The 16,345-nt window shown below is 60.9% G+C and carries 18 protein-coding genes; all 18 read right to left on the bottom strand.

The features are described 5' to 3' along the window. Nucleotides 1–42: 42 nt before the first annotated feature. Nucleotides 43–1,605: a Do family serine endopeptidase gene (locus DY251_RS03645; RefSeq protein ID WP_116622510.1), complete on the bottom strand. Its 1,563-nt coding sequence runs from the start codon at nt 1,603–1,605 to the stop codon at nt 43–45. Between the two features lie 120 nt (nt 1,606–1,725). Next, entirely contained in the window at nt 1,726–2,187 is a 462-nt protein-coding gene (locus DY251_RS03650) for a cytochrome c-type biogenesis protein (protein ID WP_116622511.1), read from the bottom strand. Continuing rightward, nucleotides 2,187–4,160 carry a heme lyase CcmF/NrfE family subunit gene (locus DY251_RS03655; protein WP_116622512.1) on the bottom strand — a complete coding sequence of 658 codons (1,974 nt, stop codon included), beginning with the start codon at nt 4,158–4,160 and terminating at the stop codon, nt 2,187–2,189. The genes DY251_RS03650 and DY251_RS03655 overlap by 1 nt, the downstream gene beginning before the upstream one ends. A gap of 2 nt (nt 4,161–4,162) precedes the next feature. Then, a complete protein-coding gene (gene ccmE / locus DY251_RS03660; protein ID WP_116622513.1) occupies nt 4,163–4,621 on the bottom strand; it encodes a cytochrome c maturation protein CcmE in 459 nt (152 codons plus the stop codon). Beyond that, nucleotides 4,618–5,718 carry a c-type cytochrome biogenesis protein CcmI gene (ccmI, locus tag DY251_RS03665; protein WP_116622514.1) on the bottom strand — a complete coding sequence of 367 codons (1,101 nt, stop codon included), beginning with the start codon at nt 5,716–5,718 and terminating at the stop codon, nt 4,618–4,620. Before ccmI ends, ccmE begins: the two co-directional genes overlap by 4 nt. Nucleotides 5,719–5,839: 121 nt before the next feature. Further along, entirely contained in the window at nt 5,840–6,253 is a 414-nt protein-coding gene (locus DY251_RS03670; RefSeq protein ID WP_116622515.1) for a hypothetical protein, read from the bottom strand. 30 nt (nt 6,254–6,283) lie between these two features. After that, nucleotides 6,284–7,684 (bottom strand): ATP-binding protein, encoded by a 1,401-nt coding sequence (locus DY251_RS03675; protein ID WP_116622516.1) that lies wholly within the window; start codon nt 7,682–7,684, stop codon nt 6,284–6,286. Nucleotides 7,685–7,687: 3 nt separating this feature from the next. Next, nucleotides 7,688–8,353 carry a response regulator transcription factor gene (locus DY251_RS03680; protein ID WP_116622517.1) on the bottom strand — a complete coding sequence of 222 codons (666 nt, stop codon included), beginning with the start codon at nt 8,351–8,353 and terminating at the stop codon, nt 7,688–7,690. Nucleotides 8,354–8,396: 43 nt separating this feature from the next. Then, complete coding sequence (locus tag DY251_RS21730; RefSeq protein ID WP_245415845.1) at nt 8,397–8,690, bottom strand: hypothetical protein; 294 nt, start codon at nt 8,688–8,690, stop codon at nt 8,397–8,399. 68 nt (nt 8,691–8,758) lie between these two features. Next, nucleotides 8,759–8,965, bottom strand: a complete 207-nt coding sequence (locus DY251_RS03690; protein WP_116622518.1) for a hypothetical protein — start codon at nt 8,963–8,965, stop codon at nt 8,759–8,761. A 15-nt stretch (nt 8,966–8,980) separates the two neighbouring features. After that, nucleotides 8,981–12,853 (bottom strand): baseplate multidomain protein megatron, encoded by a 3,873-nt coding sequence (locus tag DY251_RS03695; RefSeq protein WP_116622519.1) that lies wholly within the window; start codon nt 12,851–12,853, stop codon nt 8,981–8,983. A gap of 5 nt (nt 12,854–12,858) precedes the next feature. Further along, nucleotides 12,859–13,278: an NlpC/P60 family protein gene (locus tag DY251_RS03700; protein ID WP_116622520.1), complete on the bottom strand. Its 420-nt coding sequence runs from the start codon at nt 13,276–13,278 to the stop codon at nt 12,859–12,861. Continuing rightward, nucleotides 13,275–14,156, bottom strand: coding sequence for a DUF2163 domain-containing protein (locus tag DY251_RS03705; protein ID WP_116622521.1), 882 nt, complete (start codon nt 14,154–14,156; stop codon nt 13,275–13,277). Before DY251_RS03705 ends, DY251_RS03700 begins: the two co-directional genes overlap by 4 nt. Then, entirely contained in the window at nt 14,153–14,800 is a 648-nt protein-coding gene (locus tag DY251_RS03710; RefSeq protein WP_116622522.1) for a DUF2460 domain-containing protein, read from the bottom strand. Before DY251_RS03710 ends, DY251_RS03705 begins: the two co-directional genes overlap by 4 nt. Nucleotides 14,801–14,808: 8 nt before the next feature. After that, nucleotides 14,809–15,378: a phage tail tape measure protein gene (locus DY251_RS03715; RefSeq protein ID WP_116622523.1), complete on the bottom strand. Its 570-nt coding sequence runs from the start codon at nt 15,376–15,378 to the stop codon at nt 14,809–14,811. Continuing rightward, complete coding sequence (locus DY251_RS03720) at nt 15,375–15,593, bottom strand: rcc01693 family protein (protein WP_116622524.1); 219 nt, start codon at nt 15,591–15,593, stop codon at nt 15,375–15,377. The genes DY251_RS03715 and DY251_RS03720 overlap by 4 nt, the downstream gene beginning before the upstream one ends. Continuing rightward, entirely contained in the window at nt 15,590–15,925 is a 336-nt protein-coding gene (locus DY251_RS03725; RefSeq protein ID WP_116622525.1) for a gene transfer agent family protein, read from the bottom strand. Before DY251_RS03725 ends, DY251_RS03720 begins: the two co-directional genes overlap by 4 nt. Further along, nucleotides 15,922–16,338, bottom strand: coding sequence for a phage major tail protein, TP901-1 family (locus tag DY251_RS03730; protein ID WP_116622747.1), 417 nt, complete (start codon nt 16,336–16,338; stop codon nt 15,922–15,924). Before DY251_RS03730 ends, DY251_RS03725 begins: the two co-directional genes overlap by 4 nt. Between the last annotated feature and the right edge of the window lie 7 nt (nt 16,339–16,345).

Genomic DNA, 16,345 nt, shown 5'->3' on the forward strand with positions numbered 1-16,345 from the left:
TTGTCGAGCCCGCCGCCTGCTTCATACCGTACCTATGCCGACTTAACCCTTGGCAATCGGCAACGGCACGAAGCGCGTGTTGTCGTCGCGGGAAATCTGCACGAGCACCGACTTGCGGCCTGCATCCGATGCAGTCTTCATCGCGTCAGTGACGTCCTTGGTGTCCTTGACCTCGACCGAGTTGATCGAGCGGATCACGTCACCCGCCTGAATGCCGCGGTCCGCGGCGTCGCTGTCCGGATCGACATCGGTTACGACAAGGCCCTTGCCATCATCTGCGCGCGTTACTGTGAGGCCGAGATCGGCAAGCGTGCCCGGTTCAACCGGTCCCGGCTGCTCAACCGAAGCCTGCTTCTGGTCGCTCGGCAGTTCTCCGAGTTTGACCTTCACCGTCTCGCTCTTGCCATTGCGCCACAGCGCGACGTCAACCGTATCGCCGGGTGCAATGCCGCCGATCATACGGGCCAGTTCACGCGGGCCAGCGACATCCTTGCCATTAACGGCAGTGATGACATCGCCAGACTTAATGCCAGCCTTAACGCCGGGGCCATCAGCCTGCGGTTCGGAAACAAGAGCGCCCTTGGCTGCAGACAGGCCGAGCGATTCAGCGACTTCGTCGGTCACCGGCTGAATCTGAACACCAAGCCAGCCGCGTTCCACGCTACCGTCTTTCATCAGTTCGCCAACGACCTGCTTCGCAGTCGAAGCCGGAATTGCAAAGGCGATGCCCACATTGCCGCCAGACGGCGAGAAGATTGCGGTATTGATGCCGACAACCTTACCATTCAGGTTGAACGCCGGACCACCGGAGTTCCCGCGGTTAACGGCTGCGTCGATCTGGATGAAGTCGTCATATGGGCCAGCGCCAATGTCACGGCCACGGGCGGATACGATACCAGCCGTCACAGTGCCGCCAAGGCCGAACGGATTGCCAACCGCAACGACCCAATCGCCAACGCGAATCTGCGAGTCATCCGCGAAATCAACATATGTGAATTTCTGGCTGCCGCCGTCGACCTTGAGAACCGCAAGGTCAGTACGTGGATCGGTGCCGATCAGCTTGGCGTCCAGTTCCTTGCCGTCATCCATCACGACCGTGAAGTTCTGGCCGTCCTGAACGACGTGATTGTTGGTAACGAGATAGCCGTCCTCAGAAATGAAGAAGCCGGAACCCTGAGAAACTGGGCGCGGACCATGCGGACGCTTCGGGCCGGGCTTGCTGTCATCGCGGCGGAATTCGCGCCACTGGCCTGGAGCGCCATTGCCACCGTCACCGTTGCCGTCGCCACGGAATTCGCGGAAGAAGCGTTTCAGCGGATGATCGTCTGGAAGATCGTTAAAGCCGCCGGGGCCACCGAACGGACCGCTTTCATCATTGGCTGGCTGAATGTTGGACTTCACCTGAACGCTCACGACAGCCGGCGAAACCTGTTGCACGACATCGGCGAAGCTAGGCACCTGCGGCGCCTGCACAGACACCGCTTCCGCAAAAACCGGAGCTGTGCCGGTGGTGACTGCGCCAAAGCCAACGGCTGCGGCAATCGCCATCGATGCGCCAGCCGCCAGCAGGCGGTCGCGGGTCTTGGAATTCTTTTGCTGTTCCATTTTTCCTGATCCTTCTCGATAGGTGGAGCGATCACCTGACCGGCACCTTATGGTTGGAAGGTAGGAAAGCCCGGATTACGAAGCCATGACCTGCGCATGAAACTTTCGTAATGTTGGCCGTCAGTTTTGCCCCTTGCCGAGGATCTCATCGAGCCTCGCTTCTTCTTCGGACGTCAGCTTTTCCGGCGCGCGGCGCATATCAGAGCGCGCGCGCGTCAGCGCATAGGCTATGCCTGCGAGCAACAAAACGGCGGGCGTTGCCCACAATATCGCGTTGCGCCAACTAAAGCGCGGCTGCAGCAGCACGAACTCGCCGTAGCGCGCAACAACATAGTCGATCACCTGTTGGTCGCTGTCGCCCGCAGTCAGGCGTTCGCGCACCAGTATGCGCAAGTCGCGCGCGAGGTCGGCGTTCGAATCATCGATGGATTGATTCTGGCAGACCATGCAGCGAAGCCCTGCCGAAAGATTGCGCGCGCGCGCCTCAAGCACAGGGTCTTTCAGCACCTCGTCCGGCTGCACCGCGAAAGCGGGCGCAGCCAAGGCAGCAAGCATCAGCATAAGTGCCAGAAATCGCCGCATCACGCGCCTGCGCTCCCGGTCGCAGCGCTCCTCGCCCGTCGGGCAGAAGGCGCACCAACCCGCAACCGGCGGTCCGACAGGGACACAGCCGCGCCAGCCATCATTACCAATCCGCCCAGCCAAATAAGCGTTACCAGCGGCTTCCACCATGCGTGCACGACAATGCCGCCGTCCGGCGTCTCATCGCCCAATTGCACATAGATCTGGCTGAAAATCAGCGTCTTGATACCAGCCTCGGTCGTCGGCATCTGCCGCACCGGATAGAAGCGTTTTGAAGATTCCACCGTGCTTCCATCGTCCAGCACAAAAGTGCCGGTCTGCGCTGTGAAGTTCGGGCCAGTCTGCGGTCGCAGCCCGTCGAAACGCAGGTGCCTGCCGCCGACGTCGAGCGTGTCACCCTTCTTCATAGTCGCGATGGATTCGGTGCCAAACGCGGCTACGGACACGATACCGAGCACTGTCATGCCGATGCCGAAATGCGCCAGCGCCGTGCCGAACATGGAGCGCGGCAGTCCCGTCAGGCGACGCAAACCGGTGGACGCGGATACGCGCGGGATGCCCGCTTTCACAAATAAATCGGTCAACGCGCCCAGCATCATCCATGCCGCAAGCCCGATCCCGGCGGCGGCAAATGCGGAGCCTCTTTCGCGCATCATCAGCACCAGCAAGGCGACCACCAGCGCACCGCCAAATGCAAACGCCAAGCGCTGCGCTGCGCCATAAAGATCGCCCCGTTTCCACGCGAGCAGCGGCCCGAACGGCACGGCAAACAGCAGCGGGATCACCAGCGGAATGAATGTCATGTCGAAGAATGGCGCTCCCACCGAAATCTTCGAGCCAGCAATGGCCTCCATCAGCAACGGATAGAGCGTGCCGATCAGCACCGTCGCCGCTGCTGTTGTCAGGAACAGATTGTTGAGCACCAGCGCGCCTTCGCGCGAAATCGGGTGGAACAATCCGCCCGCCGTCAATGAATGCGCACGCAAGGCAAACAGCAGCAGCGAACCGCCGATGAATAGCGTCAGGATGCCCAGAATAAACACGCCGCGCGATGGATCGGTCGCGAACGCATGGACTGATGTCAGCACGCCAGACCGCACTAGGAACGTACCGAGCAGAGACAACGAAAACGTCAGGATAGCGAGCAGCAGCGTCCAGATTTTCAGCGCCGAGCGCTTCTCCATCACCACGGCAGAATGCAGCAGCGCCGTGCCCGCCAGCCACGGCATGAACGATGCGTTTTCGACCGGGTCCCAGAACCAGAAACCGCCCCAGCCGAGTTCGTAATAGGCCCAGTAAGACCCCATGGCGATGCCGCCGGTCAGGAACATCCACGCCGCGAGCGTCCACGGTCGCACCCACCGCGCCCAGGCCGCGTCGATGCGCCCTTCGATCAGAGCCGCGACGGCAAACGAGAAACACACGGAGAAGCCGACATAGCCGAGATAGAGCATCGGCGGATGCACTGCGAGGCCAATGTCCTGCAAGATCGGATTGAGGTCGCGCCCCTCGATTGGCGCGGGATCGATACGCGCAAACGGGTTGGATGTCGTCAGGATAAACAGGAAGAACGTCGCGCCGATAAAGCCCTGCACGGCCAGCACATTGGCTTTCAGCGTATCGGGCAGATTACCGCCAAACGCCGCAACAAGCGCACCGAAAAAGGTGAGTATCAGTACCCAGAGCAGCATCGAGCCTTCATGGCTGCCCCATGCGCCCGTGATCTTGAACAGCATGGGCTTGAGGGAATGCGAGTTTTCCCAAACATTCACGACCGAAAAATCTGACTGCGCAAAGGCGCTCAGCAGCGCCACAAACGCCAGCGCGGTCAGCGCAAAGCCGGTAATCGCGGCAGGCGCCGCCACGCCCATCATGCGCACATCGTTGCGTCGCGCGCCCACCAGCGGCACCACGGACTGCACCAGCGCCAGTGCGAAGGCGAGAACCAGTGCGAAATGTCCGATCTCGATCATCGTCAGCTTCCCGGCGCAGGCTTGGTTTCGTCGGGAACGAACAAGCCTTTCTTCTTGAGACTATCTGCGACTTCCTTCGGCATGTAATTTTCGTCGTGCTTCGCAAGCACGCTGTCGGCGACAAAAACGCCATCGCTGCCGAAACTGCCTTCGGTAATCACGCCCTGATCTTCGCGAAACAAATCCGGCAAGATGCCGGTATAGGTCACTTTTACCGTGTTTTCATGGTCGGTCACCGCAAAGCGGACCGTGGTTCCCTCGCCGCGCACGATGCTTCCACTTTCCACCAATCCACCAAGCCGGATGCGCTGCCCTGGCGCGAGCTGCGCGGTTTGAAGATCGACCGGCATATAAAAATATGATGCCCGTTGGCCGAGCGCGTAGAAGGTCAACGCTGCTGCCAGTGCAAGAAAGCCGAGGCCACCGAAAATCACCGTCATGCGCTTTTGCTTGCGGGTCATGGCTCCACCTTCATGCCTTGCGCAGCCGCAAAATCTGACAATTGCTTCGCCGCCATCGTTCCCGCACCCAGCGCGGTTACGCCTCGCGAAAGCGCGTCTGCCGCGTCACGCTCTTTGCCCAATACGAGATAAGAACGCACGAGTCGCTGCCAGCCTTCCAAATCATTCGGATTCTCGCGCAGTTTGCTGTCAAGGCTCGCGACCATTTGTTCGATCATAGCAGTGCGGTCAGCGGGGTTCATTTGTTCTGCCGCCTGCGCCTGTTCCTCATTGGGGCCGGGCGCCGTGCGCGCCAGCATCGTCTGCGAGGCCTCCCGCCATGGATCGTCTTGCGGCAAGCTCGCTGTGAGTTGTTTCCATTCACTTGCGGCCTGGTCGGTCTGGCCTTCCTGTGCCTTTGCCATCGCGAGGAAAAAGCGCGCTTTCGGCATCTCGGGCGTGTCTTTCAAGGCTTGCTCAAACGCCGCCTGCGCTTCCTTGGTTATCAGCCCGCCGGATTGATATACCAGCGCTTCACCCAGTCCCGCCTGACGAATTGCCGACGAACCACCGAGCCGCAGCGCGTTGCGATAGGCGCTCACCGCATCGTCGAACCGCTGCATCTTGATGTAGATTGGAGCCAGCACATCCCAACCGCGAAGGTCATCGGGATTGGCGGCAAGCTGCGATTCGGCGCGTGCCACCAGTTCAGCGGGGGTATTTGTCGAGGGATCACGCGTCATGCGCGCCGATAGTGGCTGTTCGGGCAGGTTTGGCGAACCGAGCATCGCGTAAAGACCCCAGCTCACCAGCGGAATCGAAACCACGGCAGCGGCGCCTGCGATTCGAAAAGCAGCGCCGCCCTTGCCTCGTTTCGATGCCGCTTCGCCATCGCCGGCACGCAATATGCGGCGACCAATCTCGGCGCGCGCCTGTTCAGCCTCTTCGCGCGCCAGAATTCCACGGCTTACATCGCGTTCGACTTCCGCGAGTTGGTCCCGATAGACATTGATTTCGTTGGGAGACGCGCCTGTGCCTTCCGCCTTGCGCGAAAGCGGCATCAACACTGCCAGACTGGCAGCGAAGGTCAATAAAGCGGCTGCGACCCAAAAAAACATTGCCACTCAATAATGATCCGGCATTGACGCTACAACACATCGACACTGCGGCGATTTGGCGTTCAGGGTCAAATGCACGTCATATTCTTGGCAAAACCACGCGACAGAACGTCCTACCGGCTTAATTCAGCAGTGACCAGCTTCCATCGCTGTTGCGGCAAGCGGTGCCGCGCGCGGTCTGGCTCGCCTGCCCCGTATAGAGTGTGTGGACATATTGGCGGCAATCCTGCGAGCCTACGCGATAGGGCTGGGCAGCGACGACTTCGCCGCGATTTTCATCGCGGTCGCTCTTCCAGGTAATCACCTGGGTGCTCTGACCATATTCAAGCGCTTTATACTCCGCTTCCAGCGCCTTGCGCCGGTCGCGAGAGGAAAGGTCGCTTCCAATCTTGCCGCCGATCAGGCCGCCGCCGAGGGCCGTAATAACCGATTCCGATGGCGCGGTTTCTGCGCTCGTCTTCGCTCCGCCCACGCTTGCGCAGCCCTGCAAGAACACTGCAGTCAGCACCGCGGCTATCGCTATTCCCCTCTTCATTTAAACACGCCCCCTGACCGACTCCGCCTGCTATTCGGCACATTTAAGCTGGACGTTCGCCCTCAATCCTCCCAATGGCGATTGTTCCAGCCGCAGCACTCCGTCGTACTCCTTGACGAGATCGGCGACGATAGCAAGACCCAAGCCGCTTCCCGGCTTAGTTTCATCCAGACGCTTGCCGCGCTGCAACGCTTCGCGCGTCTGCGCTTCGGGAATGCCCGGCCCGTCATCCTCAATGCTCATCTGAAACCTGTGCGCCGCGGTCCCGGCGCTTTCGATCAAGGACGCCGAAATCGCAACACTCTTGCGCGACCATTTCATCGCGTTTTCGAGCAGATTTCCGGCGATTTCCTCCAAATCTTCGCGCTCACCCGCAAAGATCATGGGTTCGTCGCGCGCGGATAGGGTAATCACCTTGTCAGGATTGACCTTCGCCATAACGCGAACAAGACGCTCCAGAACAGGCTTCACTGGTGTTCTGAACACAACGCTATCGCGCTGTGCCGCCACACGCGCACGCTGCAAATAGTGCTCTACCTGATGCTGCATGGCGGAAGCCTGATCCACGATCATTCGACCGCGAGAATCACCCATCGCGCGCCCCTCATTCAGCAACACGGCCAACGGTGTCTTGAGCGAATGCGCCAGATTGCCCACCTGTGTACGCGAGCGCTCCACGATGCGCCGGTTATTTTCGATCAGCGCGTTCGTTTCATTTGCCAGCGGCTCGATCTCGGTCGGAAAGCTGCCGTCCAGACGCCGCGCCGTCCCCTCGCGCACTTGCGCCAGCGCGGCACGCACGCGTCCAAGCGGGCGCAGGCCGAACAAAATGGCTACGGCGTTGATTGCGATCATCCCCGCGCCGAACAACGCCAGATATCCGAGCAATCGCCCCTCAAATCCGCTTATCTCTGCTTCCAGTTCGCTGCGATTTCCCATCACCCGAAAGCGCGCGGCGCGATTTTGCGGGTCCAGCACGAATTCGCTTTCGAGAACCTGCAATTTCTGCCCCTGCGGGCCTGAAGCTTGATAGCTGCGCTGAAAAGCCGAGTTGAAAGGCACTTGTGCCAGCGGCGGCGAAGCAACCTTCTCCAACATGGAGGTTGAACGAATCTCGCCCTTCAATCCGGGCGAAACCGGTTCCACCGAATAGTACCAGCCCGACCCCGGAATTGAGAATCGCAAATCTCCGAGGTCCGGCGAACCCGTAAGCTGCCCGGTCGGCGAAACGCCCACTGATCCGATCAAATTGAAAAGATGCGCCGATAACAGGCTTTCAAACCCGCGTTCGCTCGCCTGCCGGTAAAGCGCGGCAATAACCGTCGTAATCACGACCAGAGCCAGAATCGCCCAGATTGTCGAAAACGCGATGACGCGAAACGCGAGCGAGCGAAACGCCGATTGAAGCCGTATCGAGCCCGTCTGCGGCACCGGTCAGCCTTGCGGCTCGCGCATGCGGTATCCCATGCCGCGCACGGTTTCGATCATGTCGATGCCCATCTTCTTGCGAAGCCGCCCGACAAACACTTCTATCGTATTGGAATCGCGGTCAAAATCCTGATCGTAAAGATGCTCAACCAGTTCGGTGCGCGACACCACTTCGCCCATGTGGTGCATCAAATAGGCAAGCAGGCGAAACTCGTGCGAGGTCAGCTTCAGCGGCATGCCATTTACGTCAGCTTTCGATGCTTTGGTGTCCAGCCGCAGCGGCCCGCATGAAAGCTCCGAAGATGCATGCCCCGCCGCACGCCGTATCAGCGCGCGCAACCGCGCCAGCACTTCCTCGATATGGAACGGCTTGGCGACATAGTCATCCGCGCCCGCATCTATGCCCGCAACCTTGTCGCTCCAGCGGTCACGCGCGGTCAGCATCAGCACCGGCATTTTGCGCCCGTCGCGGCGCCAGCGTTCCACAACGCTTATGCCGTCCATCTGCGGCAGACCAATATCGAGGATCACAGCATCATATGGCTCTGTATCGCCGAGAAAATGGCCTTCATCGCCATCAAAAGCGCTGTCGACCACATAACCCGCATCTGTGAGCGCATCACAGATCTGCCGGTTGAGGTTTTTTTCGTCTTCAATAACCAGAATACGCATCGAGCAATGCCGCCAGATTATTTGATGTGGAAGATTCTAAGGCTCAATTCGCCGGTACTACGAATTCTGCGCGGCGCGGCCTTTGCCCGTCCTTGCCGGGCACCAGCACCACGATCACACACACCGGCTGTCCGCCCTGATTCGAAGCAGTCGCGCGCGCCAGTGTCCCGCCGTTCTGCGCCGCAACCTGCTGGCCGATGGCATAGCAATCGGCCTGCGCAACCTGCACCGGCGCCTCCGCCGGAGCAGCCGCAACCTCTCCAATGGGCGCAGCAATGAAGGTAGCGGCGACGAGCGCCGCGATTGCATGCCGCATGAATGAATAAAAATAGCTCATGCTGGCTTTCTAATTCAAATGGGCTGAACGCGGAATGAACGGTCCCCAAGCCGCGTTCTGCCTTCACTTTAGCCAATCCGGCTGGTTGCTTGCAACCGTCCGAAAATAGCTATCATACCTGAAATCGTAGTAGCGATGTTTACCGCCGCATCCGTCAAGGCATCTTGCGGCAGGCCGGTCGCGGCAATCCCGGAATAGTTCGCGATAGCCAGCAATATCGTCACAAGCGATGCCCAAACGGTGCGTGAGAGATACCAGGCTTTTGTCTCAATCATGTGTGTCTCCAGTTTTCAGTTGAGAGGAAATATCTTGGTTCGGGCAAGTCCGAACCTGCCACCGGTCCCGATCTGCCGCACACGAACCGTGAAGGACGTCGCGGATGGGAAATCTGCAGCGGCGAGCGCGGCCGCATAGCCCCAGCCAGCGCTGGAAACCTCGGCTTCTCGCACTGTTGCCCCTGCGCCATTTAGAATCTGCAGGAGGTATCGTTCGCTCTCCTCGCCAAGCGGCACATCGGAAGCGTCCCAGTCATCCGCGTCGATGCGGCTGCATCTCACCCAGTCTAGCGCCAGGTCGCCGCCCGCCGTTTTTACGCACCGCAGATGCACCGGCGCGAGCGGCAGCAAGGCCCGCACTCCGCCCGTCGCGTTCACGGTGGTCATGGTTTCATCGGAAAAATCCGCGCCCGTTGGCCCCACGCGCCAGTTCAGCGCCAGTCCCACTTCGCCGGCCTTCAGACCAGCCGCCAACACTGCGCTGTCGAGCAATACCGCATTCGCCCCAACTTCAGCACCGACCGCACTTGCGTCGTCGGTTCCTAGCTGTCCACGCAGAAGGCTGGAAAAGCGCCAATGGTTCGGCGCGATTTCCTCTGCTGCCTCATACTGAATGATCTCCCATTGACCATTTGCCGACAAAACCGCCACCGCATTCGCACCGTTCAGAACCTGCAAGCGGCTGGCGCTTGCAGCTTCACCATCGAACAACTCGACCTCAATCACCGCACTGCGGTCGAACCTTCCGGCAAACCCCTGCCCCAGCGCCGCCAATAATCGCCCCGCATTGGCGGGCTGGGTGACAGTCGCGCGCTGCTCATAACCGGTTGTCTCCGGCGACGAATAAACGATCTGGCTTGCCCACGGCTTTTGCCACGCTCCAATCCGGAACTGATCGGCAGCATTCGTCGCCCCCGGCATCATTGGCAGGTCGAGCATCAGCACCAGCGGCTTGCCCGCAACCAGCGCAGGCACCGAAATGGACGGTAATTCCGGAACCCAACCAGTCGGCGTGAATGGCCGCGCCGGTCGCGCAACAATCTGCCGCGTAAGCCCGTCCTCCACCTGCTGCACGACGAATTCCGCGCTCTCGCCCAGCGCTTCAAGCCTTACCCGCGCGCCCGGATCCGCGCCCACCGTCGCCGCCGGAACCGCAAACGCAATCGTCTCGCGGTCAGACCACAGATCATTGATCCGCCGTTCGAGAAGCCCCGCCGCTTGCCCGCCGTCGAGCGATCCCTGAAAACTGACGACTTCCTGACTGCTGCCACTCGCACCCGGTCGCCTTTGGCGCGCCGTCGAGGATTGGTAGTCCAGCAACGGATCGCGGTAAGCAATCACCATTTCCGCAGGCAGTTCGAAATCCGGCATGCGCGTGCTTTCGACAACGGCGCGCTCTTCATCCAAGACCAGATCGGCAATCTCTGTAGCCGAGACAGCAGCGGAAGCATCGGCGAAAACCAGACTGTCCGCGCCTTCCCACACATCCAGCCTGAAAACATCTACCAGCGATTCAATCGAATTGCGGGCTGTCGTCGCGTCCGAAACGAGATAGCCCTGCACCGTTCCGGACACGAGCGAAACATCGGCCTTCGGCAAGCCATGATCCGTCAGTATCGCATTTATCAGCGCGCCAACCGAAACGCTCTCGGCGCGGCCATTCAGCCAATGCCCAAGCTGCCACAGTCCGCCATCCGCCCAAACATCGGAGCGCAGCGGATATGCCGGAAACGGTCGCGCGTCCCAGGACCACACATAGATGCGCTCATGGTCAAGCATCCGCCCGCCATAGACCGACGAAACCGGGTTCCACGCGCTCTGGAATCCCGACGCGCCGGGGTTCCAATGTTCCAAATGCGCTTTCAAAAATTGCTTCTGCGCAAAGTCGCATCGCCCACCGCTGGAGAAATAGGGCAGCGCGCTTTCGTCGGATTTCGGATCGTAAAAGACATTGGGCTGGTTGCACCCTTTGTCGATTGCGGGGCACCCAATTTCCGTGAACCAGATCGGCTTGGATTGCGGCACCCACGCCGTTGCCGTCGCGGCCTCAACCCCGCCTGCGCGGTTGCGATGCGTGTTCGCCCACCACGCGATCAAATCCTTATAGCGATAGACCCACGGCTTCCCATACGCCCCATCGGAAATCTGCGTGCGGGCTCTCGCAGCGCGATCCGCGCTGCTGGCATAGTACCAGTCGAACCCCTCGCCCCCGGCAATCGACGCGCGCAGACCAGCGGGGTCATATGGTCCGGCAACCCCGTCGGGATGCCCGCCATATTCATCGCCGTCGCGCCAGTCGGATAAAGGCATGTAATTGTCGATGCCAACCGCATCGATTGCCGGGTGCGCCCACAATGCATCCAGATTGTTCAGAACATCGCCGCTGCCATCGGCGGGACGGTAGCCGAAATACTCGCTCCAATCCGCGCCATAGGTCAGCTTGGTCGTGGAGCCGAGCACCAGACGAACATCCGCCGCCAGCTTGCAAAGCTGCTCCACAAAAGGAAACGCCCCCGCGCCGTCGCGCAGCCTGGTCAGCCCGCGCAGTTCCGAACCGATCAAAAACGCATCGACGCCGCCAGCCGCTTTGGCAAGGTTTGCACAGTGCAGAATGAAGCGGCGATAACCCCAATCACTCGTAGCCCCGCTATAGGTCACGGAGCTGCCCGATACGGAAAAATTGCTCCGGCTCACCGTCCCGCAAAATGTGTTGATCTGCGTGCGCGCGGTGCTCGTTCTGTCAGCGGTGGAGGTAATACGGCCCCGCCAGGGATATACCTGCTGCTTTGCCCCGCCATACGGATCAGGCAGTGAGTTCGCGGCTGGAATATCCATCATTACAAATGGATAGAGCGTAACCTTGATGCCACGCGCTTTCAGGCTGGCAATGGCCTGCACCACGCTCGCATCACATGGCGAACCGCCAAAGGCTGCATTGCCGCTATGCCGCGAAACTTCTATCGCAGCCGTGCGCGTCACCCCGCACACTTTCCAACTCATCGAATAGTCGGCGGCGTTCGAACTCACCACCGCCGGGCGGATCAGGCAATTTCCCGCGCGCAGATCATTGCCGTACCAACTCACCACAATCGCGACATGCTTGACGTTCGGACACAGCGCCTGCAACTCGTTCAGTGATGCTTCCAGATCGGTCGCGGCGTGCAGAACATGCCGGTTCACGATCTCGGTTTCGCCCGGTCTGCGCTCCAGCTTCACCGGCACTGTCGCCAGCCCATATTCTGTTGAGCCGGGAATAAGCGTCACCGCGCGAATGTCCTGCTCTATATCTCCGACCGTTCTTAGAACTTCGAAATTGAACTGCGGCAGCCGGTTGCCATAGGCTTCCAGCGGAAACCGTTCGAGCACAACATACGCAACGCCGCGATAGGCTGGCGTGTTGCTCGACCCTTGCTTCACCTCGATCAGCGGGTCGGCAAGCTGGTTTTCTGTTCCGCGATATACGCGCATCTCGACCTTGGTCAGGTCGATTTCCTGCCCGTCGGCCCACACCCGGCGCACGCCCGCAATCGGCCCTTCGCACAGCGCAAAAGCCGCATTGCCGAAATAGCTATATTCGGAAACCTTCTGGCCGCCGCCCTTGCCGCCCTGCCGCTTGGTCTGCTTCACCTCTTCAAAACGGGTCGCCCAGATCAGCGTGCCGCCCACGCGGGCCGCGCCATAAACGCGCGGCAGCGATGCGCCCTCCTCCGCCGTGAAGGGCCGCGCGCCGTCCAGCCTTGCGCCTTCAACGGTTTTCGTGCCGCCCAGCAGCGCGCGGTCGATCAAGTAGCCGCCAATCGCGCCCGCAGCCGAGCCAATGGCAGCGCCAGCCGCGCCGAGATAACCACCGATGAAAGCACCGGCGGCCTGCAATATGATTGTTGCCATTCAGATCAGCTTTCGGGGAATTGGAACGCGCCAGCGATGCGCTGCCGCCATTGCGGCACCAGCGAGGAAACCGTAACCGCATTGCCTTGATAGGCATGTATGAATCTGTCGTGCGCCACCAGAATGCCCGCGTGCTTTGCGGGCAGGTTCGGACGCCACCGGAACAGGATCAGATCGCCCGGCTCCGGCGCATCGCGCTCAATGCAATGCCGTCGCGCGGCGTCGATCAGCGCTTCCTCGCCACCGGCTTCCGCCCAGTCCGGCGCATATGCGTCTGGTATTTCTGCCTCACAGCCATAGACCTCGCGCCACACGCCGCGCACCAATCCCAGGCAATCACAACCGACATGTTTGCGGCACGCCTGATGCCGATACGGCGTGCCCTCCCAACTCAGCGCCTCAGCGATAATCCGATCCTGAATCATCGGACCACCGCCCCGCCATCGAAATTGCCGCTATCGGTCGCATAGGAATAGGCCAGATCATTACCGGGCAAATGCGGAAAGCCCCTGAAGTTCAACGCATTGCTGAATCGTGTTCGACAACTCGCGAAGCTCTTGTCGCAACCCGCAACGATTGTGAACGTGTCTCCCACGCCGGGAACGGCGGCGCCCGCCATCAGGTTCAGCGTCACGGTGGCGTCGGCCTTCACATGCCGCCGCACCCGAACCTGCTCGCCGTTCCACTGCCCGCTTGTCCAGGTCAGCAATCCATCCGTGAACCAGCCCGTCGAAAACCCGCTCAGCCCACTAGCCGAAATCGTCGTCTTGTTCTGCAAACCGGCAACCGCGCCCGTCCCCGTATGCGCCGATCCCAGTGCAAATTTGCAGCGCGCATCGCCAAGCTCGGCATCGCATCGCCGCAACACATAGCGACCATTCGGCTGATCCAGCGACCGCATCCGGCTTTCGAGTTCGGCAACGAAACTGCCGTCTCTGCGCGTGATCTTCCCCACGACCGAAAAGCCGATCCGCGTGAAATGAGCCGTATCGCGCCAATTCACGAGAAACGTCTCGACGCTCGCGCCGTCGAGCAGCCCTGCCGAAATATCTGCATCGCTTATGCTCGCGGAAGAAAGCGCACCCTCGACATCAACGCTATCCACCTGCAACCCGAGACTGCGCTTGGCTTCGCTGGCGCTGAACCCGCTCTGCGGCTCGCACAGCGTACCATCAATCGTCAGTGGCATGTCGTGGTCGGTGTATCCCAGCGCCACGCCATCCCGCCGCGTCAGTCGCCAGCAGCGGCACACGGTCGTTACAGTGCGGCCAAGATGGTCGCGCAACTCCTGCGGATAGCTCATAGCAACACCTCGGTCAGCGGAATTGCCGGAAACTGCCCAACCTTGAACGCGGTCAGGCTCGCGGACAGGCTGTCCGTATCGAAGCGCACAGGCACGTCGAACTCGTAGCCCGCGCTCACCACCTGTCCGCTGGCGGGTATCGCGCCCGCCGCAAACACCACCTCGCCCGTCGCTGCATCGAACGAAAAGGCCGCCGCGCTCTGCACGATCCCACCGACAGCAACCATCAGGCCGCTGACCACCGGCTTGCGGATCAGGCGCAGATACGCATCGCTTCCCGTGCCATAGGTCTTGACCAGTGCGAATCGGGTATTGACGCCATTGCCCGTTCCCAAACCTTGATCCAGCGCGCTGATCGTCCGGTCCGGCGCGCAGGATTTCATGTCAAATGGATCGCGGAACCGAAACGCGTGCAGCGACCCGCGCCGCGCCTCGAAAAACGCAATAACCTCATAGAGATCGGCCAGCGACCTCACACCCGTTCCTGCGTCGAAGCGACGGCGCGAATTTGCCGTCCGCGCGTTGCGCTTCTCGCGGCCAGAGGTCAGGCTGACGATTTCGTTGCGCCGTTCCGGCCCACCTGTCGCACCGAACGCGACTGTCAGCGGAAACTGCACATCGTGAAAATCCGAGAATTCTGTCATTCCGCCCCCTAGAGCGACCGTGCGCCGCGACGCACGGCGCGCGCCAACATGCCGGTAATCTGCGCCTCGGATTTCCTGAACGAACCGGCATCCTGCGCATTCACGTTGAACACGACATTCACCGGCGCGCTGCCACCGCTTGACATCACGCCCAACCTGCCATCCGCCGTGCGCTGCAATGGCATGATCGCTTCGGTGCCTGCCTCGCCCATCAGGCCGAGATTTCCGCCCATCGGGAAATATGTCGGCGACGACACCACGCCGCCCGATGCAAACGGCACGACCGCGCCCGGCACACCGCCCTTTGCAAATCCGGTAACGCCGCCAAACACGCCCGAAACGATCGAATTGAGCATGCTGCTGAGCGGAGCGAGCCCCTTGTTCAGCGCCATACCCGCAATGTTCATGCCGATCTGGCGCAGCACATCATCTAGTTCCTTGCCGCTCACAACGGCGCTGCGCAGCCCCGAGGCCAGTTGCGAACCGAAATTGCCCGCGATTGATTGAAGGCTTTCCAGCGCGGTCTGGAATGCGCTCGTGTCGGCTTCAATCGCTACACTCACTTTTTCGCTGCTCATTGCATCTCCTTGTCGGGAAACAGGTTCATCAGCGCATCCAGCTCGCCGCGTGTGGGCACTGCCGGTCGCGCCGGATGGAAAGCGCTCCACGCACGCTCAAGCTCGCGCGGGGTCATCGACCAGAAATCGGCGGGAGAAAGCCGCAGCAGGCCGAGGCCAAACGCCATCGCATCAGCCCAGGGAAATGGCCGTGCAGGGCCTGCTGCGGCCTTCAAGGGTTTTGCGGCTGCCCCTGCGCGCTGCCGAACGTCTCCGTCAGCAGACTGGCCACGACGCTCGCATAGCCCGCCGCACCGCCTTCCACACGCAGCGCCGCCACGCCCTCATCGTCGATTTTCTCACCCGCGCCACGCAGCCCCGCACCGATAATGCGGATCATGTCACGCGCCGACAGTCGGCCTGTCGCGAAACGCTCCACCAGCGCGCCAAGATCGTCCGCCGCGAAGGCGTCTTCCAGTTCGGCCAGCGCGCCCAGCGTCAGGCACAGCTTGCGTGGCACGCCGTCGATAACAGCCTCCACCTCGCCCCGTCTGCGGTTCACGCTCATGCGGCCACCGTGAAGCTGATCTGTCCGGCAGATTCCAGCCCGATTTCAAACCCGACTTCGCCGTCATGGCTGCCGGAATATTCGAGCGCGGTGATCTGGAACGGTCCTTGCAGCGTCCCGAAGTCCGGCACGATCAACTGCCAGTTCACGATGCTGCCCGCGAAAAAATTCTCACGGATTTTCGTGTCCGACTGCGCGTCCTTGAAAATGCCGGACCCGCTTACGGATGCGCGCTGCACGCCCGCTCCTGCCAGCAATTCGCGCCAGCGCCCTGCCGAGTCCTGATCCGTCACATCGACGGACTGGCTGTTGAATGCGATCTTCTTTGTCCGCAGCCCCGCGACGGTCACATAACCGCCCGGCATGCCGGTATCGACCTTCAACAGAAGGTCTTTTCCTTTCTGTGCACCCAATGGGTTT

The organism is Mesorhizobium denitrificans, assembly GCF_003403035.1.
Lineage (GTDB): Bacteria > Pseudomonadota > Alphaproteobacteria > Rhizobiales > Rhizobiaceae > Mesorhizobium_G > Mesorhizobium_G denitrificans.